The sequence below is a fragment of the Streptomyces arenae genome, from assembly GCF_022343545.1.
Taxonomy (GTDB): Bacteria; Actinomycetota; Actinomycetes; order Streptomycetales; family Streptomycetaceae; genus Streptomyces; species Streptomyces humi.
In genome coordinates this window covers 1-25,383 of sequence record NZ_JAKQYH010000037.1, presented here as the reverse complement: position 1 = coordinate 25,383, position 25,383 = coordinate 1, and the positions used below count along the sequence as shown (strand labels likewise).

Genomic DNA, 25,383 nt, shown 5'->3' with positions numbered 1-25,383 from the left:
TCGCGGCTCCGCCGAGCCGCTGCGCACCTATGGGGAGGCACGGGCAGCTGTGTCGGGCAACACGCGTTCTTCCGCTCCTTCTTCACCGTCTTCCGCTGCGGCACCGGCAGCGCGGGCGACACCCACCGAGGCCTTCTGGCGGGACCGGTTCACCGTCCCCGCCCCGGAGACCGCCCTGCCGCTCGACCACCCGCACCCGCCACGCCCGCGGGGGCGGCGGCCGCGTGCCGTCCGCGCCGTGCCGCTCGACACCACGGCCGACGAGACCACCCTGCTCGCCGCCTTCGCCGCCCTGCTCCACCGGTACGGCGGCAGCACGGCCCACGACCTGACGACCGCTCACGACGGGCTCCCGCTCCGGCTGTCGGTGTCCGGCGACCGGACGTTCGCCGAACTGCGCGAGCACGTCACGGCCGTCCGCACCGAGGCCGCCGCCCACCGCCTGCCCACCGCCGAGCTGGTACGGCTGCTCGCACCCGAACCAGGCCGTGGCGCGAGCCTGTTGTGCGCCACCGGCTTCGGCACCGCCCCCTGGGACGAGGGCGGCCCGCTGGACCTGGCGCTGTCCGTGACCGACGGACAGGTGCGCGCCGACTACGCCGCCGACCTCTTCGAGCCCGCCACCGTGGACCGGATCCTCGGCCACTACGCCACGCTCCTCACCGACGCCCTCGGCCGTCCCGGGGCACCGCTCGCCGACCTCGGGCTCCTCGGCGCCGACGAGCGACAGGTGATCCTGCACGGCTGGAACGACACCGCCCACGACGTGCCCCCGCGCACCTGGCCGCGCATGTTCGCCGAGCAGGTCGCCGTCCGCCCCGACGAGGTGGCCCTGGTCCACGCGGACGTCCGTCTCACCTACGCCGAACTCGACGCCCGCGCGGCCCGGTTGGCCCATGCGCTGGTGGTCCGGGGCGCCGGCCCCGAGCAGGTGGTGGCGCTCGCCGTGCCGCGCTCGGCGGACATGATCGTCGCGCAGGTCGCCGTACTGAAGGCCGGCGCCGCCTATCTGCCGGTCGACACCGACTACCCGGCCGACCGCATCGCGTACATGCTCGAGGACGCCCGTCCGGTCTGCCTCGTGACCACCGCCGAGATGGTCCCCGACCTGCCGCCGGGCCTCGACCCGCTGGTCCTGGACGCCCCCGGGACGCTCGCCGAACTCGCCGCCCACCCGGACCGGGACCCCACGTCCACCGACGAGCTGACCGTCGCGCACGCCGCGTACGTCATCTACACCTCCGGCTCCACCGGCCGCCCCAAGGGCGTGGTGCTCTCCCACGCCGGTGTCGCGGGGCTGGTCGCCACCCAGCGCGAGCGGTTCGGGATCGGCCCGCACAGCCGCGTCCTGCAGTTCGCCTCGCCCAGCTTCGACGTGGCCTTCTGGGACCTCTGCCTCGGTCTGCTCTCCGGCGGCCGCCTGGTCGTCGTACCCGCCGACCGCCGGGTGCCCGGCGCGCCCCTCGCGGACTACGCGAACGAGCACGGCATCACCTTCATGATCCTGCCGCCCGCCCTGCTCGCGGCCATGCCGGAGGACGTGCGACTCCCGCCCGCGGCAACGCTGCTGGCCGGCACCGAACGCGTCTCGCCCGAACTCGTCGGCCGCTACGCGCGGGGCCGGATGATGTTCAACGCCTACGGCCCCACCGAGGCCACCACCAACTCCACGCTGGGCCGCTGCGACCCGGACACCCCGGCCGGCACCATCGTGCCCATCGGCGTCCCCGACCCCGGCACCCGCGCCTACGTCCTCGACGACCGGCTGCGGCCCGTACCTGCAGGTGTGGTGGGGGAGTTGTACCTCGGCGGCGCGGGACTCGCCCGCGGTTACCTCGGCCGGCCCGCGCTGACCGCCGAGCGGTTCGTCGCCGACCCGTTCGGCGCCCCCGGCGAACGGCTCTACCGCACCGGCGACCTGGTCCGCTGGAAGTCAGACGGGTGGCTGGAGTTCCACGGCCGAGTGGACAGCCAGATCAAGATCCGCGGCTTCCGTGTCGAGCCCGGCGAGATCGAGTCCGTGCTGCGCGCCCACCCTGCCGTCGAACAGGCCGCCGTCGTGGTCCGCGAGGACCGCCCCGGCGACCGCCGCCTCGCCGCCTACGTGGTGCCCTCCCTGGACGCCGCCGCCGGAACCGAAGAGGCCGTGGCCGATTGGAAGGACCTGCACGAACTCCTCTACACGGCAGCCGGATCCGACGGCTTCGAGGAGAACTTCGCGGGCTGGAACAGCATGTACGACGGCCTGCCGCTGCCCCTCGCCGACCTGCGCGAGTGGCGGGACGCGACCGTCGCCCGGATCCGCGGACTGCGGCCCCGCCGGGTCCTGGAGATCGGCGTCGGCAGCGGCCTGCTGCTGTCCCGGATCGCCCCCGGCTGCACCGAGTACGTCGGCACCGACCTCTCCGAGGAGGCGGTGCGCGCCCTGCGCGCCCAGGTCGACCGCGTACCTGAACTGACCGGCAAGGTCACCCTGCTCGCCCGCCCCGCCCACGAGCTGACCGGCCTCCCGGAAGGCCACTTCGACACGGTCGTCGTCAACTCCGTCGCCCAGTACTTCCCGGGCGTCGACTACCTCACCGGCGTACTGCGCTCCGCCGCGCGCCTGCTGGCCCCCGGCGGCGCGCTGTTCGTCGGCGACGTCCGCAACCTGCGCCTGCTGCGCACCCTCGCCGCCGCCATCGAGTCGGGGCGCGCCACCGACGACGACAAGGAGACCCTGCGCGCCGCCGTGGACCGGGCCGTCGCCTGGGAGGGCGAACTCCTGCTGGACCCCGACTACTTCGCGACCCTGGACGGCTTCACCGCCGACATCAGGATAAAGCGCGGCGTCCACCACAACGAACTCACCCGCTACCGGTACGACGTCGTCCTGCGCCCCGGCACCGCGGCCCCCGCGCCCACCGGCACGGAACTCGCCTGGTCCGCGCTCGGCACCCCGGGGGCCCTCGGCGACCACCTCGGCGCCGACCGCCCCGCCCGGCTGCGCGTCACCGGCATCCCCAACGCCCGGCTCGTCCCCGACCTGGCCGCGCTCGGTACGCTCGACGACAGCAGCCGCACCGGCAGCGCGGGCGTCGACCCGGAAGCCCTGCACGAGACCGCCGCCCGGCACGGCTACCGGGCCGCCCTCACCTGGACCGCGGACGCCGAGGACGGCAGCCTCGACGCGGTGTTCACCCTCGGCGACGACACCGGGGCCGGCCCGCTCTACGTCCCCGGCCGGCCGCACCCGCACGCCAACCTCCCCGCCCCGTTCCGCAACGTCGGCGCCCTCATGGTGCGACTGCGCGCGCACGCGGCCGAGTTCCTGCCCGACTACATGGTCCCGGCCGCCCTGGTCCCACTGGACCGGCTGCCCGTCACCCCCAGCGGCAAGCTCGACCCGGCGGCCCTGCCGGTCCCGGACCACGCCCTGCTCAGCTCGGGCCGCGCCCCGCGCACCGAACGCGAACGGCTGCTGTGCGAGCTGTACGCCCGCGCCCTGCGGGTGCCCTCGGTGACCGTCGACGACGACTTCTTCGTGCTCGGCGGCGACAGCATCGTCGCCATCCAGCTGCTGGTGCTGGCCCGCCGCGCCGGTCTGGAACTGACCCCGCGCGACGTCTTCCGGCACCGCACGGTCGCCCAGCTCGCCGGCGTCGCCCGCACCGCCGCCGACGGGGCCGGCACCACCGGCACCACCGACCTCCCCTGGGACCAGCCGACCGCCGGCGAACTCGCCGCGCTCCAGGGCGACTCGCCGCTCACCGTCGCCGAGGTCCTGCCGCTCGGCCCGCTCCAGGAGGGCTTCTTCTTCCACGCCCTGGCCGACGGAGCCGAGCACGACGCCTACGTCGTCCAGCAGGTGATCGAACTCGCCGGACCCGTCGACGGCGGCCTCCTCCGGCAGGCCGCCCAGCGACTGCTGGACCGGCACGCCCCGCTGCGGGCCTGCTTCCGCCGGCTCCCCGACGGCCGGGCCGTCCAGCTGATCGCCACCGGACTCGACCTGCCGTGGCACGAGGTCGACCTGTCCGCCCAGGACACCGCCGTCCGCGCGGGCCTCGCGACGGCCGTCGCCGCCGACGAACGCGCCCGCCGCTTCGACCTCGCCCACCCGCCGCTACTGCGCTGCGCCCTGATCCGCCTCGACGAGAACCACAGCCGCCTGGTCCTGACGTTCCATCACATCGTGGCCGACGGCTGGTCGCTGCCCGTCCTGCACCGCGAACTCCTCGCCCTCTACGGCCCGGAACCCGCCCCCCTGCCCGAAGTCGGCGCGTACCGCGACCACCTGGCGCGGATCGCCCGCGCCGACCGAGAGGCCGCCCGGGACACCTGGCGGGCCGCGCTGGCCGGCGTCGACGAGCGGACCCGCCTGGTGGAGGCCCCCGCCGCCGGACCGATCGAGCCCGCCCAGATCCGCGTCGAACTGCCCGAGCGCACCACCGCCCGGCTCACCGCCCGCGCCCGCGAACACGGCGTCACCCTGGGCACGGTCGTCCAGGCTGCCTGGGGCCTGCTGGTCTGCGGGCTCACCGGCCGCCAGGACGTCCTCTTCGGCACCACCGTCTCCGGCCGGGACGCGGCCGTGACCGGCATCGAGTCGATGGTCGGCCTCTTCATCAACACCCTGCCCACCCGGCTGAGCTGGACCCCGGCCGACACGCTCGGCACCGTCCTGGAACGCCTCCAGCGGGAGCAGAGCGCGCTCCTCGATCACCAGCACCTCGGCCTCGCCGAGATCCAGCGGGCCGCCGGCCACGCCGACGGCGGCGAACTCTTCGACACCCTCGTGGTGTTCGAGAACTACCCCGCCGAGGCGGACCTCACCGACCCGACCGGCACGGTCCGCCTGACCGGACACGCCTTCCACGACGCCGTGCACTATCCGCTGGCCCTGATCGTGAAGCCCGGCCGCCGCCTCGACCTGCGTCTGAAGCACCACGCGAACCGGGTCCCCGGCGCCGCGGCCGGGACCCTCGCCGACCGGCTCACCCGGATCCTGAACGCCCTCGCCGACGACACCGCCCGCCCGGTCACCGCCCTCAACCTGCTCACCGACGCCGAGCGCGGGCACCCCGAGGGCGCGCGTCACGCCGTACCCGCCACGACCCTGCCCGCCGCCGTCGCCGCGCAGACCGCGCGCACCCCCGACGCGACCGCCGTCGTCTTCGCTGACACCACCCTCACCTACGCCGAACTCGACGCCCGCGCCGAACGGCTGGCCCGGCGGCTGCGCGCCCGGGGCGCCGGGCCGGAACAGTTCGTCGCTGTCGCCGTACCGCGCTCGGCCGAGCTGATGGTGGCCCTGCTCGGGGTGCTCAAGTCGGGCGCCGGCTACCTGCCGGTCGACCTCGACCACCCGGCCGACCGCATCGCGTACATGCTGACCGACTCCGGAGCCCGGACCGTCGTCACCACCGCCCGGGACGCGGCACGGCTGCCGGGGACGGACGGACTGGACGTCCTGCACGTCGAGGCGGAGGACGACGACCCGGCGGACGTACCGCCGTCCGCGCCGCTCGGCCCCGACCACCCCGCCTACCTCATCTACACCTCCGGCTCCACCGGCCGCCCCAAGGGCGTCGTCGTCAGCCACCGCGCCATCGGCAACCGGCTGGCCTGGATGCAGGGCGCGTACCGGCTCGACAGCACCGACCGGGTGCTCCAGAAGACACCGGCCGGTTTCGACGTCAGCGTCTGGGAGTTCTTCTGGCCGCTGTGCGAGGGCGCCGCCGTCGTCCTCGCCGCTCCCGACGGACACCGCGACCCCGGCCACCTCACCCGCCTGATCCGGGCCGAGTCCGTCACGACCACGCACTTCGTGCCGTCCATGCTGGAGGCGTTCCTCGCCTCCCCCGAGGTGACCGCGGACCCGTCCTGGGCGGCCTCGCTGCGCCGCGTTTTCAGCAGCGGCGAGGGCCTGCCCGGACGGGCGGCCGCCCGCTGGCGCGAGCTGACCGGCGTACCCCTGCACAACCTGTACGGCCCGACCGAGGCCGCCGTCGACGTGACGCACCACGCCCACGACGGCACACCCGACACCACCGTGCCCATCGGCCGGCCCGTCTGGAACACCGGCCTCCGGGTCCTCGACGGCTGCCTGCGCCCGGTGCCTCACGGAGTCCCCGGTGAGCTGTACCTGACCGGGGTCCAGCTGGCCCGCGGCTACCACCGGCGGCCCGCCCTCACCGCCGGCCGCTTCGTCGCCGACCCCTACGCGACCACGCCCGGCGCCCGCATGTACCGCACCGGCGACCTGGTGCGCCGCCGCCCGGACGGCGTCCTCGAGTACCTGGGCCGCACCGACCGGCAGGTCAAGCTGCGCGGCAACCGCATCGAACCCGGCGAGATCGAGGCCGCGTTGATGCGGCACCCGGCGGTGGCGCGCGGTGCCGTCATCGTCCGCGACCAGCGTCTGGTGGCTTACGCGGTGCCCGCGTCCGGTGCCGTCGCCGACCCCGCCGAACTGCGCGCCGCCCTCGCGGAGGCGCTGCCCGCACCACTGGTCCCGGAGGCGTACGTCGTCCTCACCGACCTGCCGCTCACCCCCAGCGGCAAGCTCGACCAGGCCGCACTGCCCGCCCCCGGCACCGAGCGGGCCGTCCGCCGGGAGCCCGCGGGGCCGCTGGAGCGGCGGTTCACCGAGATCTTCGCGGCGGTCCTCGGCATCGACGACGTGGGACCGGACGACGACTTCTTCCGCCTCGGCGGCGACAGCATCAGCTCCATCGGCGTCGCCGGCCGGGCGCGCACGGCCGGCCTGGACCTCAGCCCCCGTGACGTCTTCACCCACCGGACCCCCGCCGCCCTCGCGGCCACCACCGGCACCGTCACCCGGGAAGAGCCCGCCCCCACGGCCGACCTCACCCTCAGCGACGCCGAACACGCGCGGATCCGCGCGCTCGCCGCCCCGGCGGCCGTCGCCGACGTCTGGCCGCTGGCCCCCCTCCAGGAGGGCCTGTTCTTCCACTCGGCCTACGACCAGGGCGCGTTGGACGTCTACACCGTCCACGAGACCTTCGACTTCGCCACCCGTCTGGACGGGGCCCGGCTGCGGGCCGCCGTCCGCACCGTCCTGGACCGCAACCCCGGGCTGCGCGCCGGCTTCACCAGCGACGGCCTGGACCAGCCGGTGCAGTTCATCGTCGAGTCCCCGGAGATCCCGCTCGAAGAGGTCGACCTCTCGCACCTCACGGGCGCGGAACAGGACCAGCGCGTAAGGGAGTTGACCGACGCCGAGCGGCACCGCCGGTTCGACCTGTCCGCGCCCCCGCTGTTCCGGCTGCTCCTGCTGCGCCTGGGCGCCGAGCGCGGCGACCGGCTGGTGATCGGCCGCCACCTGATCCTCTGGGACGGCTGGTCGGCCTGGCTGTTCCTGGACGAACTGTTCGCGCTGTACGAGACCGGCGGCGACGCCTCCGCGCTGCCCGGCCCCGGCAGCTACCGCGACTACCTGAGCTGGCTGGAGCGGCAGGACGACACGGCCGCCACCGCCGCCTGGCGCACCGCCCTGGCCGGCCTGGACGAACCCACCCTGCTCGCCCCGGCCGCGGCCGACGGCCTCGAACCGGTCATCCCCGACCAGCTCGACGTACGCCTGACTGCCGAACTCGGCGACCGGCTCCGGGAGACCGGCCGCGTCCACGGCCTCACCCTCAACACCCTCCTCAACGCCGCCTGGGGACTGACCCTGGCCTCCGCCACCGGCCGCCCCGACGTCGTGTTCGGCACCACGGTCGCCGGCCGGCCCAGCGAGGTCCACGACGTCGAGCACATCATCGGCCTCTTCCTCAACACCGTCCCCACCCGGATCGCCTTCGACCCCGCCGAGCCGGTCCTCGGACTGCTCCGCAGGATCCAGGGCGAACGCCTCGACCTGATGCCGTACGAGCACCTCAGCCTCGGTGTGCTCCAGGCCGAGACCGGCCACCGCAAGCTGTTCGACACCCTGTTCGTGCTGCGCGACAACGACACCGAGGACCGGCTGGCGGCCCTCGGCACCCGGCACGGCGCGCGGGCCGTCGCCAACGTCGACGCCACCCACTACCCGGCCAACCTCGTCGTCACCCCCGGCCACCGGATCGCGGTCACCCTCACCCACCGCCCCGACCTGGTCCCGGCGGACCGCGCCCAGGCCCTCCTGGACCGCTTCACCCTGCTCCTGGACCGCCTGACCGCCGACCTCACGGCACCCGTCGGTGCCCTGGACCCGCTGCTGCCTGCCGAGCACACGGCCCTGCGCGAGGAGTGGGCGGCGAGCCGGGTCCCCGGCCCCGAGGACACCGTCGCCGACCTGCTCGCGGCGCAGGCGGCCCGCACCCCCGACGCCCGCGCCCTGGTCTTCGGCGAGCACACCCTGACCTACGCCGAACTCGACGCGGCCGTGAACCGCACGGCCCGGCTGCTCATCGCGCGCGGCGCCGGACCCGAACGGGTCGTCGCCCTCGGCCTGCCGCGCTCCCTGGACATGGTGGTCGCCCTCTTCGCGGTGCTGCGCACCGGCGCCGCCTACCTGCCGCTGGAACTGGACCACCCGGCCGACCGGCTCTCCCTCATGCTCGCCGACGCCCGCCCGCTGCTGCTGCTCACCAACGCGGCCGTCTCCGCCACCCTGGACACCGGGACGGCCCGCGTACCGCTCGACGACCCGGCGGTCCGGGAGGAGCTGGCCGGACTGCCGGACACCCCCGTCCGCCGCCGCTTCAGCCTCGAACACCCCGCGTACGTCATCTACACCTCCGGTTCCACCGGCCGCCCCAAGGGCGTCGTCACCCCCTACCGGGGCCTCACCAACATGCGGCTCAACCACCAGAAGGAGGTCTTCGAACCGGCCGTCGCGTCGGCCGGCGGCCGGCGGCTGCGCGTCGCGCACACCGTGTCCTTCGCCTTCGACATGTCGTGGGAGGAGCTGCTCTGGCTGGTCGAGGGCCACGAAGTGCACGTCTGCGACGAGGAGTTGCGGCGCGACGCGGAGGCGCTGGCCGCCTACTGCGAGCACCACCGCATCGACGTCGTGAACGTCACCCCCACCTACGCCCGGCTCCTCATCGAGCAGGGCCTGCTGGAGGGCCACGTGCCGCCGCTCGTCCTGCTCGGCGGCGAGGCCGTCCCGGAGACGGTCTGGACGGCCCTGCGCGACACCGACGGCACCTACGGCTACAACCTGTACGGGCCGACCGAGTACACCATCAACACCCTCGGCGGCGGCACCCTCGACTCCGCCACCCCCACCGTCGGCAGGCCCATCCGCGGCACCCGCGCGTACATCCTGGACACCTGGCTGCGTCCGGTGCCCGACGGCGTGCCCGGCGAGCTGTACATCGCGGGCATCGGCCTGGCCCGCGGCTACCTCGGCCGGCCCGGCCTGACCGCCGAGCGGTTCGTCGCCGACCCGTTCGGCGCGCCCGGCGAGCGCATGTACCGCACCGGCGACCTGGTGCGCCGGAACCCCTGGGGGTCCCCCCGGCCGGAGGCTGGGGGAGGCAACCTCGACTTCCTCGGCCGCACCGACGACCAGGTCAAGATCCGCGGCTACCGCGTCGAACCCGGCGAGATCGAGACCGCCCTCAGCCGCCACCCGCTGGTCGCCCAGGCCGCCGTCGTGGTCCGCGACGAACGGCTCGTCGGCTACGTCGTGCCCGCCGGCGCCGACACCGGCGACCGCTCCGCCGCCGAGGCCGCACAGGTGGGGGAGTGGCAGGAGATCTACTCCGACGAGTACGAGGAGATCGGCACCGCCGTCTTCACCGAGCGGTACGACGGCTGGGACAGCTCCTACGACGGCCGGCCCATCCCCTTCGAGCAGATGCACGACTGGCGCGAGGCCACCCTCGACCGCATCCGCTCCCTGAACCCGCGCCGCGTCCTCGAGATCGGCGTCGGCTCCGGACTGCTGCTGTCCCGGCTCGCCCCCGAGGCCGAGGAGTACTGGGCGACCGACTTCGCCGCCCCCGTCATCCGCAAGATCGGCGCCGAACTCCGCGCCCGGGACCCGGAGCTGGCGGCCAGGGTCGAACTGCGCTGCCGGCCCGCCGACGACCTGACCGGCCTGCCCGCCGGCCACTTCGACACGATCGTCGTCAACTCCGTCATCCAGTACTTCCCGAGCATCGACTACCTCACCGCCGTCATCCACGGCGCCATGGCACTGCTCGCGCCCGGCGGCACCCTGTTCGTGGGCGACGTCCGCAACCTGCGGCTCGCCCGCACCTTCCACACCGAGATCCAGCGCGCCCGGGGCACGGCGGAGGCCGAGCTGGCCGGGGCGGTGGAGCGCGGGCTCCGCCTGGAGAAGGAACTCCTCGTCGACCCCGACTACTTCACCACCCTCGGATACGGGGCCGACCTGCGCACCAAGCGCGGCCGGCACCACAACGAACTGACCCGGCACCGCTACGACGTCGTCCTGTACGCGGGCGACCCCGACATCCACCTGGCCGACGCCCCGGCCGTCGAGTGGGGCACCGCGCACACCGTGGGCGAACTCGCCCGGGGCGCCCTGACCTCCGGAGCCGTCGGACAACTGCTGCGCGACGCCGGGGAACCGGCCGCCCGCGTCGGCGGACGCCCGCGCTCCGGGCCCCCCGCCGCCGTGCGCGTCACCGGCATCCCCGACGGCCGCCTCCGCGCGGACGGCATCGACCCCGAGACCCTGCACGCGCTCGGCGCCGACGCCGGACACCGGGTCCTCACCACCTGGTCCGCGGAGACCGGGACGTACGACGCCGTGTTCCTGAGCGCGGGACACCGCCTCACCGGCGGCCTGTTCCGCCCCGGCGGCGGCACCGCCCCCTACGCCAACGACCCCACCGCCGCGCGTGAGACCGGCGCCCTGGTCCGGCGGCTGCGCGCGGACCTCGGCCGGGAGCTGCCCGAGTACATGGTCCCGGCCGCCTTCGTCACCGTCGACGGACTGCCGATGAACGCCAACGGCAAGCTCGACGTCCGCGCCCTGCCGGACGCCGAACCCGCCGTCGCCCTCGGCGGCGGACGCGGCCCGCGCACCCCGCGGGAGGAGGTGCTGTGCCGGCTGTTCGCGGAGGTGCTGGGGCTGCCCGAGACCGGTGCGGAGGACGACTTCTTCGACCTCGGCGGCCACTCCCTGCTCGCCACCCGGCTGGTCAGCCGCGCCCGCACCGAACTGGGCGCCGAACTCGCCATCCGTGACCTCTTCGAGGCCCCCACGCCCGCCCGGCTCGCCGCCCGGGTCGGCGAGGCCGGTCCGGCCCGGCCGCCCGTCACCCCGGTGACCGACCGCCCCGACCGCGTCCCGCTGTCCCCGGCGCAGCGCCGGCTGCTGCTCGTCGAGCAGATCACCGGCAGCGGCGTCGCCTACAACTACCCGCTGGTCTTCCGGCTGCGCGGCGACCTCGACACCGGGGCCCTGCGCACCGCCCTGCGGGACGTGGCGGCCCGCCACGAGGCCCTGCGCACCGTGTTCCCGGTCCACGCCGGCGAGCCGTACCAGCGGATCGTTCCCGCCGGGGACGCGGCACCGGTCCTCACCGTCGCCGACACCACCGAGGACGCGCTGCCCGCGCTGGTCCGGTCGGCCCAGCGCCGCCCCTTCGACCTGACCACCGAACTCCCGTTGCGCTGCGAGGTGTTCCGGCTCGCCGCCGACGACCACGTGGTGGCCGTCGTCCTGCACCACATCACCACCGACGAGTGGTCCGACCGCCCCTTCCTCACCGACCTCGGCACCGCCTACGCGGCCCGCCGCACGGGCACCGCCCCGGCCTGGGCGCCGCTGCCCGTGCAGTACGCCGACCACACCCTCTGGCAGCGGGACCTGCTGGCCGCCACGGGCGAGGCCCAACTCGCCCACTGGACCGACGCCCTGCGCGGCCTGCCGGACGAACTGCCGCTGCCCACCGACCGGCCGCGCCCCGCCGAGCCGACCGGCCGGGCCGGCAAGGTCCGCCTGGAACTGCCCGCCGCCACCGGCCGGGCCCTGCGCGACCTCACGGCCACCACCGGCACCAGCCTGTTCATGGTGTTCCAGGCCGCCACCGCGGCCCTGCTGCACCGGCTCGGCGCGGGTGACGACATCCCGCTCGGCGCCCCCGTCGCGGGCCGCACCGACGACGCCCTCACCGACCTGGTCGGCTTCTTCGTCAACACCCTGGTCCTGCGCACCGACCTGTCCGGCGACGAACTGACGTTCCGGGAACTCCTGGGCCGAGTACGGGAGTCGTCGCTGTCCGCCTTCGAGTACCAGGACCTGCCCTTCGACCGGGTGGTGGAGGCCCTCAACCCGCCCCGGACGGCCGGCCGCAACCCGCTGTTCCAGGTCATGATCGGCCACCACCACCGGCCCGGCGGCGACCCCGACGTCCTGGGCCTGGCCACCGAGTGGTTCGACATGGACACCGGCCAGGCCAAGTTCGACCTGCACTTCACCTACGTCGACGAGTCCGACCGCGTGCTGCTGCTCCTGGAGTACGCCACCGACCTCTTCGACGCCGGCACCGCCACCCGGCTGGCGGACCGCGCGGCACGGCTCCTGGCACAGGTCGCCGCCGAACCCCACCTGCGGATCCGGGACCTGGACGTCCTCGCCGAGGACGAGCGGACCGACGTCCTCACCCGCTGGAACGCCACCTGGCACCCGCTGCCGCCCACCACCCTGCCCGAGCTGTTCCGGGACCAGGCCGCCCGCACCCCCGACGCCACCGCCCTCGTCTTCGGGGAACAGCGGCTCACCTACGCCCAGTTGGACGCCCGGGTCGAGCGCACCGCCCGCGTCCTGGCGGGTCTCGGCGCGGGCCCCGAGCGCACCGTGGCCGTCGCCCTGCCGCGCTCGGCGGACCTCGTCGTCGCCCTGCTCGCCGCGCACCGCGCCGGTGCCGCCTATCTGCCGCTGGACCCGGACTACCCGGCCGGCCGGCTCGCCCTCATGGTCGAGGACGCCCGTCCGGTCTGCGTGATCCGTGACGCCCTGCCCACCGGCCCCGAGGGCGCGCTGCCCACGTCGTACGACCCGCGCCACCCGGCCTACGTCATCTACACCTCCGGCTCCACCGGCCGCCCCAAGGGCGTCGTCGTCCCGCACGAGGGCATCGTCAACCGTCTGTCGTGGATGCAGGACGCGTACGGCCTCACCGCCGAGGACCGGGTGCTGCAGAAGACGCCGTCGAGTTTCGACGTGTCGGTGTGGGAGTTCTTCTGGCCGCTGATCACCGGCGCCACCCTGGTCGTCGCCCGTCCCGAGGGCCACCGCGACCCCGCGTACCTGGCCGCGCTGATCCGCGAACAGGACGTCACCACCGTCCACTTCGTGCCCTCCATGCTCCAGCTCTTCCTGGAGGAGCCGACCGCCGCCGGCTGCTCCGCCCTGCGCCGCGTGCTGTGCAGCGGGGAGGCGCTGCCGGCCGCCCTCGCCCGCCGCTTCCACCAGACGCTCGACGCCGGACTGCACAACCTGTACGGCCCCACCGAGGCCTCCGTCGACGTGACCGCCGTCGCGATCACCCCGGACGCGACGACCGTCCCCATCGGCCGCCCGGTGTGGAACACCCGCCTGTACGTCCTCGACGCCGGGCTGCGCCCGGTGCCGCCCGGCGTCCCGGGCGAGCTGTACCTGGCCGGCGTCCAACTGGCCCGCGGCTACCTGGACCGGCCCGGGCTGACCGCCGAACGGTTCGTCGCCGACCCCTTCGGCCCCGCCGGCGGCCGGATGTACCGTACGGGCGACCTGGCCCGCTGGACGCCGGACGGCACGGTCGAGTACCTGGGCCGCACCGACGACCAGGTGAAGGTGCGCGGCTTCCGCGTCGAGCCCGGCGAGGTCGAGGCCGTGCTCGCCGCCCACCCGGCCGTCGCGCACGCCACGGTCGCCGTCCGCGACCAGACCCTGGTGGCCTACGTCGTCCCCGACGCGGGCCCGGTGGTGGACGCGACAGCCCTGCGCGCCCACGCCACCGCCGCACTCCCCGCCCACATGGTCCCGGCCGCCTACGTCACCCTCGACGCGCTGCCCCTCACCCCGAACGGCAAGCTCGACCGCAAGGCCCTGCCCGCCCCCGAGTTCACCGCCGCCGGCGACGGCGCCCCGCCCCGCACCCCGCGCGAGGAGATCATCGCCGCCCTGTTCGCCGACGTCCTCGGCCTCGAACGGATCGGTGTGGACGACGACTTCTTCGCCATCGGCGGCCACTCGCTGCTCGCCATGCGCCTGGTCAGCCGCATCCGCACCACACTCGGCGCCGGCCTCACCGTCCGCGCCGTCTTCGAGGCGCCCACGGTGGCCCGCCTCGCCGCCCGCACCGGCACCCCCGCCGGGACCAGGCCCGCGCTCGCCGCCCCACGCCCGCGCCCCGAACCGCTGCCGCTCTCCTCCGCGCAACGCCGGCTCTGGCTGCTCTCCCAGGTCGACCGCGCGAGCACGGCCTACAACCTGCCCTCGGCCTGGCGGCTCACCGGAGCCCTCGACCGGGACGCCCTCCAGGCCGCGCTGAACGACGTGGCCGCCCGGCACGCCCCGCTGCGGACCGTCTTCCCGGCCGTCGACGGAGTCCCGCACCAGCACGTCCTGGACCCGGCACGAATCCAGGTGCCCCTGGAGAGCGCCGCGTTCGAGGACCTTGCCGCGAAGTCCCGCCACGTCTTCGACCTGGCGCGCGAACTCCCCCTGCGCGCAACCCTGTTCGGCATCGGACCCGACGAGCACGTGCTGCTGCTCCTGCTGCACCACATCGCGACCGACGAGTGGTCCGACCGCCCCCTTCTCGCCGACCTCGCCACCGCCTACGCGGCCCGCAGCACCGGCCGGGCCCCCGACTGGGCGCCGCTGCCCGCCAGTTACACCGACTACACGCTCTGGCAGCGCGACCTGCTGGCCGCGGCCGAACCCGGACTCCTCGCCCACTGGACCGAGGCCCTGCGCGGACTGCCCGCCGAGCTGAACCTGCCGACCGACCGGCCCCGTCCCGCCGAGCCCACCGGCCGTGGCGGCACCACCGGCTTCACCGTCCCGCCCGCCCTGGCCGGCGCCCTGCGAGGCCTCGCCCGCGAGCACGGCGTCAGCATGTTCATGGTGGCCCAGGCCGCCGTGGCCGCCCTGCTGCACCGGCTCGGCGCCGGCGAGGACATCCCGCTCGGCGCCCCCGTGTCGGGCCGCGCCGACGAGACCCTCGAAGACCTGGTCGGCTTCTTCGTCAACTCCCTGGTCCTGCGCACCGACCTGACCGGCGACCCCACCTTCGCCGAACTGCTCGCCCGCGTCCGGGACACCGACCTCGCCGCCTACGAACACCAGGACCTGCCCTTCGAGCGGCTGGTGGAGGCCCTCAACCCGGAACGCTCCCTCGCCCGGCACCCGCTGTTCCAGGTGATGGTCGTCCACCTCGCGGAACAGGGCGACGGCCTGGTGCTGCCCGGCCTCGCCGTCCGCCGGGAGACCGTCGGCCAGGACAGCGCCAAGTTCGACCTCGGCTTCGACTTCGTGGAGCGCGGCGAGCAGATCGACGGCTGGATCGAGTACAGCGCCGACCTCTTCGACGAGCGCACCGCCGAACTCCTCGCCCGCCGCCTCGAGTCACTGCTCGCCCAGGTCGCCGCCGACCCCGCACGGCGCGTCTCCGGCCTCGACGTCCTGCGCGACGAGGAACACGCGCTGGTCCTCACCGGCTGGAACGCCACCGGGCACCCGCTGCCGCCCACCACCTTGCCCGAGCTGTTCCGCGCCCAGGCGGCCCGCACCCCCGAAGCCACGGCACTCGTCTTCGAGGGCACCGCGCTCAGCTACGCCGAACTCGACCTGCGGGTGGAGCGGCTCGCCAGGACCCTCGCCGGGCACGGCGCCCGCGCCGAGGCCACGGTCGCCGTCGCCCTCCCGCGCTCCGTCGCCCTCGTGGTCACCCTGCTCGCCGTGCACCGCGCGGGCGCCGCCTACCTGCCCCTCGACACCGGCCACCCGGCCGAGCGGCTGGCGTACACGCTCACCGACGCCCGCCCCGTCTGCCTGGTCACCGCCGACGGCGTCGCCCTCCCGGACACCGGCGTGCCCCGCCTCACGGTGGCCGCCGACGGCACCCCCGAGCACCCGGCCGACGCCCCGCTGCCCACCGCCCCCGACCCGCGCCACCCCGCCTACGTCATCTACACCTCCGGCTCCACCGGCCGCCCCAAGGGCGTCTGCGTCCCCCACGAGGCGATCGCCAACCGGCTGCTGTGGATGCAGGACACCTATCGGCTCACCGCCGGGGACCGGGTGCTGCAGAAGACGCCGTCGAGTTTCGACGTGTCGGTGTGGGAGTTCTTCTGGCCGCTCGTCACCGGCGCGACCCTGGTCGTGGCCCGCCCCGAGGGCCACCAGGACCCCCGGTACCTGGCCGGACTGATCCGCCGCGAGCAGATCACCACGGCCCACTTCGTGCCGTCGATGCTGCGCGCCTTCCTCGACGAGCCCACCGCCGCCGGCTGCACCACCCTCCGCCAGGTGATGTGCAGCGGCGAGGCCCTGCCCGCGGCGCTGGCCGCCCGCTGCGGTCTGGTCCTGCCGGACAGCCGCCTGCACAACCTGTACGGCCCCACCGAGGCCGCCGTCGACGTCACCGCCCACGAGGTGCCCGCCGACCCGGTCACCGTGCCGATCGGCCGCCCGGTGTGGAACACCCGCGCCCAGGTGCTCGACGCCCACCTGCGTCCGGTGCCGCCCGGCGTGGCCGGCGAACTGTACCTGGCGGGCGTCCAGCTGGCCCGCGGCTACCTGGACCGGCCAGGGCTGACCGCCGAGCGGTTCACCGCCGACCCGTACGGCCCGGCGGGCAGCCGCATGTACCGCACGGGCGACCTGGCCCGCTGGACGGCGGACGGCGAGCTCCAGTACCTCGGCCGCACCGACGACCAGGTCAAGCTGCGCGGCTTCCGCGTCGAGCCCGGCGAGATCGAGACCGTGCTCGCCGGGCACCCCGGCGTCGCCCACGCGACCGTGCTCATGCGCGCGGACCGCCTCGTGGCGTACGTCGTCCCGGCCGCCGGAGCCACCGCCGACCCCGCGGCGCTGCGCGCGCACACCGCGGCCGCCCTGCCCGACCACATGGTCCCGGCCGCCGTGATCGTCCTCGACGCCCTGCCGCTCACCCCCAACGGCAAGCTGGACCGCCGGGCCCTGCCCGAGCCCGACTTCGCCGCCGAGGTCACCGGCACCCGGCCGCGCACCCCGCTGGAGGAGACCCTCGGCGTCCTCGTCGCCGAGGTGCTCGGCCTCGAACGGGTCGGTGCGACCGACGACTTCTTCGCCCTCGGCGGGGACAGCATCGCTGCCATGCAGCTGGTCGCGCGGGCCCGCGCCGCCGGCCTCGCGTTCAGCCCGCGCGACGTGTTCCGGCACAGGTCGGTCGCCGGACTCGCCGCCGTGACGACGACGGCCGCCTCCGAGGAGCGGGGCGAGGACACCGACCTGCTCGACCTCGCCGACGCCGAGCGCGCCGAACTCGCCGGCCTGCCCCCCGGCACCGACGTGCTGCCCGTTACCCCGCTCCAGGCCGGGCTCCTCTTCCACGCGGCCGTGGACGCCGGCGACGACGGCCCGGACGTCTACACCGTCCAGGTCTCCTACGACCTCGAAGGGCCCCTGGACGCCGACCGGCTGCGGGCCGCGGGACAGAGCTTGCTCGACGCCCACGAGAACCTGCGCGGCGGCTTCCGGTACCTGTCCAGCGGGCGGCCCGTGGCCGTCGTACCGCGCACCGCCGTGCTGCCCTGGCGGCAGCTCGACCTCACCGGGCGACCGGGGGAGTGGAACCGGCTGCTGGAGCGGGAGCGGCGCCGCTTCGACCCGGAACAACCGCCGCTGCTACGGCTGTTGCTGGCCCGGGTCGGCCCCGACCGGCACCGGCTGGTCCTCTCCCACCAGCATCTGCTCCTCGACGGCTGGTCGCTGCCGCTGCTCACCGCAGAGCTGTGGACCCGCTACGAGGGCCGCACCCCGGCCCCGCCCGCCCCGTACCGCGCCCATCTGCGGCTGCTGGCCGCCCAGGATCCGGCCGTCTCCGCCGCCGCCTGGTCCGAGGCCCTCGCCGGCCTCGCCGAACCCACCCGGCTCGCACCCGCCGACCCCGACCGGACGGCCACCGTCCCGGGCACCCACACCGTGGAACTGGCCGCCGACCGCACCGCGGCGCTGGAGGCGTTCGCCCGCCGCCGGGGCGTCACCGTCAACACCCTGGTACAGGCGGCCTGGGGCGTGCTCCTCGGCCGGCTCACCGGGCGCGACGACGTGGTGTTCGGCGCCACCGTCGCCGGACGCTCACCCGAACTGCCCGGCTCCGAGGCGATGATCGGCCTGTTCATCAACACGCTCCCGGTCCGGGTGCGGATCCGCCCCGAGGAGAGCACCGCCGCCCTGCTGGCACGGCTCCAGGACGAGCAGTCCCGGCTCATCGCCCACCAGCACCTCGGCCTCGCCGACATCCAGCGCGCCGCCGGACTCGGTGAACTCTTCGACACCCTCGTGGTGTTCGAGTCGTACCCGGTGGCGGAGCGCGACCAGGCGAGCGGGGACGCGCCGCGCGTCACCGTCCGCGACCACGCCGACTCCACGCACTACCCGCTGGCCTGGGCCGTGGAACCCGCCGAACGGCTGCGGGTGACCGCCGAGTTCCGCCCCGACCTGTTCGACGCGGCCACCGTACGGCGGATCACGGACGCCCTGACCGCTGTCCTCACCGGCATGGCCGCCGACCCGGACCGTCCCGTCGGCCGCCTCGACCTGCTCGGCCCGGAGGACCGGGGCACCGTCCTGGAGACCTGGAACGACACCGCGCTGCCGGCCGCCGAACGCCTCGGTACGGTCCCGGCGCTGTTCGCCGCGCAGGTCGCCGCCACCCCGGACGCGATCGCCGTCACCGACGGCCGCACCACCTGGACCTTCGCCGAACTCGACGCCCGCAGCAACGAGTTGGCGCGCGTCCTGGCCGGACAAGGCGCCGCCCCCGAGCGGCTGGTGGCCCTCGCCCTGCCCCGCACCGCCGATCACATCGCCGCCATCCTCGCCGTGATGAAGGCCGGCGCCGGCTACCTGCCCCTCGACCCCGGCCTGCCCGCCGGCCGCGTCACCGCCCTGCTCGCCGACGCCCGCCCGGTCCTGGTCCTCGCCACCTCCGACACCGCCACCGGCCTGCCCGCCGGCGACACCCCCGTCCTCCTCCTGGACACCCCGACGGACGGCCTGCCCCAGGCCGAACCCACCGCCCCCGGCCCCGACCACCCCGCCTACGTCATCCACACCTCCGGCTCCACCGGCCGCCCCAAGGGCGTCGTCGTCACCCAGCGCGGGCTCGCCAACCTCTTCCACAGCCACCGCCACGACCTGCACGACCTCGCGAAGGACCGCACCGGCCGCCGCCGGCTGCGCGTCGCCCACGCCTGGTCGTTCGCCTTCGACGCCTCCTGGCAGCCGCAGCTGTGGCTGCTCGACGGACACGCCCTGCACATCGCCGACGACGACACCCGCCGCGACCCCGAACTCCTCGCCGCCTTCGTCCGCGCACAGGACATCGACTTCATCGAGGTCACCCCCTCCCTGCTGGCCCGGATGGCGGACAGCGGGCTGATCGGACCCGACGGCGACTGCCCGCTCGCGCTGGTCGGCTTCGGCGGCGAGGCCGTGCCCGAGTCGCTGTGGCAGCGGCTGGCCGCGCTCCCGGACACCGAGGCGGTCAACCTGTACGGCCCCACCGAGGCCACCGTCGACGCCCTCGTCGGCCGGGTCCGCGACAGCGCCCGCCCGGTCGTCGGACGACCCGTCCACCACTCCCGCGCCTACGTCCTGGACACCGCCCTGCGCCCGGTCCCGCCCGGTGTCACCGGCGAGCTGTACCTGTCAGGACCGGGACTGGCCCGCGGCTACCTGGGCCGGCCGGACCTCACCGCCGAACGCTTCGTCGCCGACCCCTTCGGGGTGCCGGGGACGCGGATGTACCGCACCGGCGACCTGGCCCGCTGGACCGAGGACGGCCTGCTGGAGTTCGCCGGACGCACCGACGACCAGGTCAAGATCCGCGGCTACCGCGTCGAACTCGCCGAGATCGAGGCAGCGTTGGACACCCATCCGGCCGTCGCCCGGACCGTCGTAGTGGCCCGCGAACACCGCCCCGGGGTACGGCAGCTGATCGCGTACGCCGTCGCCGCGGGCGCCGCGGGCGCCGCGGGTGCTGCGGGTGCTGCGGGCGCTTCGGGCGCCACGGGGGCGGAGCTGCGGGCGCACGCCGCGGCCGTCCTGCCCGACTACATGGTCCCGGCCGCCGTCGTCGTCCTGGACAGGCTGCCGCTGCTGTCCAACGGCAAGCTGGACCGGGCCGCCCTGCCCGCCCCGGACTTCACCGCCGTGGGCGGCGGCCGCGCCCCGGAGAACGACACCGAGCGCGCCCTGCGCGCCCTGTTCGCGGACGCCCTCGGCATCCCCGCCGAGGCGATCGGCACCGACGACGACTTCTTCGCCTTCGGCGGGGACAGCATCGTCGCCATGCAGCTCGTCGCCCGCGCCCGCTCCGGCGGCCTGCGGATCACACCCCGGCAGGTCCTCCAGCACCGTACCGTCGCCGCCCTGGCCGCCGTCGCCGTGCCGCTGGGCGCGCGGGACCGGCGCGCCGCCCACGACGACGGCACGGGCGGCGTGCCGCTCACCCCGATCATGCGGGCCCTGCTCGACCGCGGCGGCCCGCTCGCCGCCTACCACCAGGCGGCCCTCCTGCGCACCCCGGCCGACCTGACCGGACCCGGCCTGCTGGCCGTGCTCGGCGCCCTCGCCGGACGCCACGACATGCTGCGCGCCCGGCTCGTACGCGAACCGGAGCCCGCCCTGTGGGTGCCGGCCGCGCGGGACACCGACGTACGGACCTGGCTCACCCGGGTCGACGTACGGGACGCCGCCGACGAGACCGCGCTGCGGGCCGCCGTCACCCGGCACGGTGAGACGGCGCTGCGCCAACTCGACCCCGAGACGGGGGCGATGGTGCGGGCGGTCTGGTTCGACACCGGCCCCGGCCGGCCGGGTCGGCTGCTGCTCCTCGTCCACCACCTGGTGGTCGACGGCGTCTCCTGGCGCGTACTGCTGCCCGACCTGGCCGGCGCCTGGGCGGCCGTCCGGGGCGGCCGAGCCCCCGAACCGGCGCCCGTGGAGCTGTCGTTCGGCCGCTGGTCGCGGCTGCTCGGCGCGCGGGCGCTCGACCCGGCCACCGAGGACGAGCTGTCCTGGTGGCACGCGGTCCTCGCCCCCGGCGCCGAACTGCCGCTGCCCCGCCCGCTCGACCCCGCGCGGGACACCGTCGCCACCACCCGCCACCTGTCCCTCACCCTGCCCGCCGACGTCACCGGCCCGCTGCTGAGCCGGGCCCCGGCCGCCTTCGGGGCGAGCGTCAACGACGTGCTGCTCACCGCGTTCGCGCTGGCCGTGGGCGAGTGGCGGGCGGCCCGGACGCCGGGCGGCACGACGGCCGGCGGGCCCGTGCTGGTCGACCTGGAGGGCCATGGCCGTGCGGAGGACCTCGCGGGCGCCGCCGACCTGTCCCGAACGGTCGGCTGGTTCACCAGTGTCGTCCCGGTCCGGCTCGACCCGGGCACGGCCGGCGCCCCGGCCGGCGGCCCCGCCCTGGACTCGGCGGTGGCCCGGATCCGCGACCACCTCACCGCCCTGCCCGCCGCCGGCATCGGCCACGGCCTGCTCCGCCACCTGAACCCCGGGACCGGTCCGCGCCTCGCCGAACTCGGCAAGCCGCAGATCGAGTTCAACTACATGGGCCGCTTCGGCCGCCCCGAAGCCGCCGACTGGTCCTACGCCCCCGAGGAGGACGCCGCCGACCTCGAAGCCGACCCGGGCATGCCGATGTCCCACGCGCTCACCCTGAACGCGCTCACCGAGGACCGTCCCGCCGGACCGGAACTCAGCGCCCACTGGGCGTACGCGGCCGGACTCCTCACCGAGGACGAGGTACGGGAGCTGGCCGAGAGCTGGTTCCGGGCGCTGACCGCGCTGGTGCGCCGCGCGGACGAACTGAACTGACCACCACCGCACACCGACCGACCCACCCCGCCACCCCTGACCGATCCACCACGCCACCCTGACCGAGCACCGCACCGACCGGAAGGCAAGGACCCGCTGACATGAGCAACCCGTTCGAGAACCCCGACGGCGTCTACACCGTCCTCGTCAACGACGAGGGCCAGCACAGCCTGTGGCCCGACTTCGTGGACGTACCGGCAGGCTGGACGGTCGTCCACGGACCGGCGGGCCGGCAGGAGTGCCTGGACCACATCGAGGCCAACTGGACGGACCTGCGGCCCAGGAGCCTCGTCGAAGGCGCCTGACACACGGAAGCGGGGGCCGATCCCGGATCGGCCCCCGCTTCCCCGCTTCCCGCTTCTCCGCGTGGACTACGCGGCGGGCTGCGCCACCTTCGTCGAGGCCTTGCCGTCCACCGCCGCCGCCAGCTGCGGCACCAGACGGTCCAGCACGTAGGGGATGCTCAGCACGGTCGACAGGGACACCGCGTTACCGTAGTCGCTGGTCTCCTTGATGAAGACCTCACGCCCCTGCTTCACCACGTTCAGGTCGGCGTAGACCTTGTCGGCGTGCAGCTTGGCGACCGCCGTGGTGGTGTCCGGCACGATCCACACGTCCACGTCCTGGTCGAGCAGGTCGAAGCGCTCCTTGCTGATGTTGGCGCCGAACTGGTCCCCGATCACCTTGTCGAGGTCCTTCGGCAGCGAGAAGCCCAGGTCGGACAGGAGCCGGGAGCGCGGGTCCTCACTGCCGTAGACGAACGTGCCCTCGTACGGCGTCGCCATGACGGCGCTCGCGCCGGCGAACTCCGGGTGCGCCTTCCCGGCCGCCGCGAACCTGGCCTCGACCCCGGCCACCAGCGTCTTGGCCTGGTCCGCCTTGCCGAGCGCCTGTCCGATCTCCTCGGTCTGCCGCTGCCACGGCACGCCGTAGTCGTTGTACTGCCCGGGCTGGGCGACGACCGGCGCGAACTTCGACAGGCTCTCGTACTGGGCCTTGGTCAGCCCCGAGTAGACGGCGAGGATCAGGTCCGGCCGCAGGGCGGCGATCTTCTCCACCTGGGGCCCGGTCCCGGTGTCCTTCAGCACGGTCGGCGCCGCCGCGCCGCCCAGCTTGTCCTGCGCCCACGGCCCGATCGCGCCCTTGTAGCCGCCGAGCCACTCGGTGGTGCCGACCGGCACCTTGCCGAGGGCGAGGACGGCGTCCTGGTCGGTGAGGCCGACGGTCACGATCCGCTTGGGCTCGGACTTGATCGTCGTACTGCCGTACTTGTGGGCGATCGTCACGGGGAAGGCGCCGGCGGACGCGGAGGAGCCCGAACCGCCGGCCGCGGACGAGCCGGAGCCGTCCCCGGAGTCGGAGGAGCCGCAGGCGACCGCGGTCGCCGCGAGCAGGAGTACGGAGGCGAGCAGACCGGTGAGCCTGGAGACTCTGGTGGCGCGGGGCATCGGGTGATCCTTCTGTTCTTCGGCGACGGGTCCTGTACGTGCGGGAGGTCAGGCGGGGGTGTCGGCGGTGGCCGGTTCCCCGGCGGGAGTGTCCGCGGTGGCCGCGGGGGCGCGGTGGTCCGTCCAGGCGCGCCACAGGGCCGCGTACCGGCCCCCGGCTGCCAGGAGTTCGTCGTGGGTGCCCTCCTCCTCGACCCGGCCGCCGTCCATGAGGACCACCCGGTCGGCGGTGGCGGCCTGGCTCAGCCGGTGGGCCACGACCAGTGCCGTACGGCCCCGGAGCGCCCGTTCGGCGGCCTTGTCGAGCAGCCGGGCGCCCGAACTGCCGGCCTCCGCGGTCGCCTCGTCCAGCACGACGACCGGAGGATCCGCCAACAGCAGCCGGGCCAGCGCCAGTTGCTGGGCCTGGTCGGCGGTCAGGCGGTGGCCGCCGTCGCCGACGACCGTGTCGAGACCCTCCGGCAGCGCCTCGGCCCAGCCGAGGGCGCCCACCGTGGCCAGCGCCTCCCGCAGCTCCCTGTCGGCCGCCTCGGGGCGGGCCAGCCGCAGGTCGTCGGCGAGCGGTCCCGCGAAGACGTGCACCTCCTGGGTGACGAGGCCCACCAGACCGCCGGCGGCGTCCGGTTCGGCGCCGCCGACGTCGACCCGGCCGGCCTGCGGACGGTGCAGTCCGGCCACCAGCTTGGCGAGGGTCGTCTTGCCCGCCCCGGTGGTGCCGACCAGCGCGACCCGCTCCCCGGGCCGCACCTCGAGGCCGACGCCGTGCAGGACCGGGCGGCCGGGCACATAGGCGTGCGTGACTTTGGTGACGGTCACGGCGTGCGGGCCCGGCGCGGCGGCCGTACGACCGTCCGGGTCCGCGGCGGCCGCGGGCTCGTCGACCACCCCGACCAGGCGGGCCAGTCCCGCGGTCGCCGACTGGGCGTCGTCGAGCAGCACGAGCGCGGTGTTGACCGGCCCGAAGAGGCTGTGGAAGTACAGCGCGGCGGCCGTCGCCGTACCGACCGAGGCGGATCCGGACCGCACCAGCAGGAACCCGGTCACCAGTACGGCGGCGAGACCCAGGTACTCCGCGATGTGCAGCCTGCTGTAGAAGCGCAGCACCAGCCGCACTCCGCGCATGGTCAGCTCCACCGCCGTCCGCGAGCGCTCGGCGACCCGGCGGGCGTGGCCGTCCTGCAGCCGGTACGCCCGGACCGTCCGGGCCCCGCCGATGGTGTCCAGCAGCTGCTGTTGCTGCGCCCCGGTGGCGATCCGCTCCCGCGCGTACAGGGGCACGGCGTTGCGGACGTACCAGCGCGCGGTGTGCGCCTGTACCGGCACGGCGACCAGTGCCGCCAGCAGGAACCGCCAGTCCAGCAGGGCGAGGGCGCCCAGGGTCAGCACGATCGACAGGGCGGAGCGGGCCAGTTCCGGCAGGGCGCCGCGGACCGCGTCGGCGACCCGGGAGACGTCGCGGGTGACCCGGGCGTTGAGATCGCCCGAGCCCGCCCGCTCCAGCCGCTCCAGCGGCAGCGACAGCGCGCGTGCCACGAACAGTTCGCGCAGCCGGGCGAGCGCGGTCTCGCCGAGCCGGGAGACCAGGGACATGCCCAGCGCGGTCGTGACGCCCTGGACCAGGGCGACCCCGGCGAGCGCGAGCACCGGCCAGGTGAGCGCGGCGGGGGAGCGGTGCTCCGTGACCACGTCGACGATGTGCCCGAGCAGCGGCTGGGTGAGCAGCCCGACGGCCGTGGCGACCACCAGCGTGCCGAAGCCGGCGACCGCCAACGCCCGCTGCGGCCACAAGAGTTCACGCACGACGGCCCGGGTACGGACAGCGGAGGCCGTAGGCAACAGATCCGGCCCACCGCTTGGCCCGGCACCCGCGCCCGGCCCGGCACCCGCGCCCGGCCCGGCACCCGCGCCCGGCCCGGCACCCGCGCCCGGCCCGGCACCACC

General features: G+C 75.3%; 4 protein-coding genes. 2 read left to right on the top strand and 2 right to left on the bottom strand.

Going from position 1 to position 25,383, the window contains the following annotated elements; translation table 11 throughout:
* Positions 1 to 49 precede the first annotated feature (49 nt).
* Both MB828_RS15585 and MB828_RS15580 read left to right on the top strand, forming a co-directional pair.
* Entirely contained in the window at positions 50 to 21,994 is a 21,945-nt protein-coding gene (locus MB828_RS15585) for a non-ribosomal peptide synthase/polyketide synthase (protein ID WP_301648681.1), read from the top strand.
* Between the two features lie 101 nt (positions 21,995 to 22,095).
* Entirely contained in the window at positions 22,096 to 22,299 is a 204-nt protein-coding gene (locus tag MB828_RS15580; RefSeq protein WP_133027758.1) for an MbtH family protein, read from the top strand.
* Between the two features lie 66 nt (positions 22,300 to 22,365).
* Here MB828_RS15580 and MB828_RS15575 read toward each other — a convergent pair whose 3' ends face one another.
* Together MB828_RS15575 and MB828_RS15570 are read right to left on the bottom strand one after the other, a co-directional pair.
* On the bottom strand, positions 22,366 to 23,442 hold the full coding sequence (locus tag MB828_RS15575) for an iron-siderophore ABC transporter substrate-binding protein (RefSeq protein ID WP_301648680.1): 1,077 nt from the start codon (positions 23,440 to 23,442) through the stop codon (positions 22,366 to 22,368).
* Positions 23,443 to 23,490: 48 nt separating this feature from the next.
* Positions 23,491 to 25,242 (bottom strand): ABC transporter ATP-binding protein, encoded by a 1,752-nt coding sequence (locus MB828_RS15570; protein ID WP_301648679.1) that lies wholly within the window; start codon positions 25,240 to 25,242, stop codon positions 23,491 to 23,493.
* Positions 25,243 to 25,383: the final 141 nt, after the last annotated feature.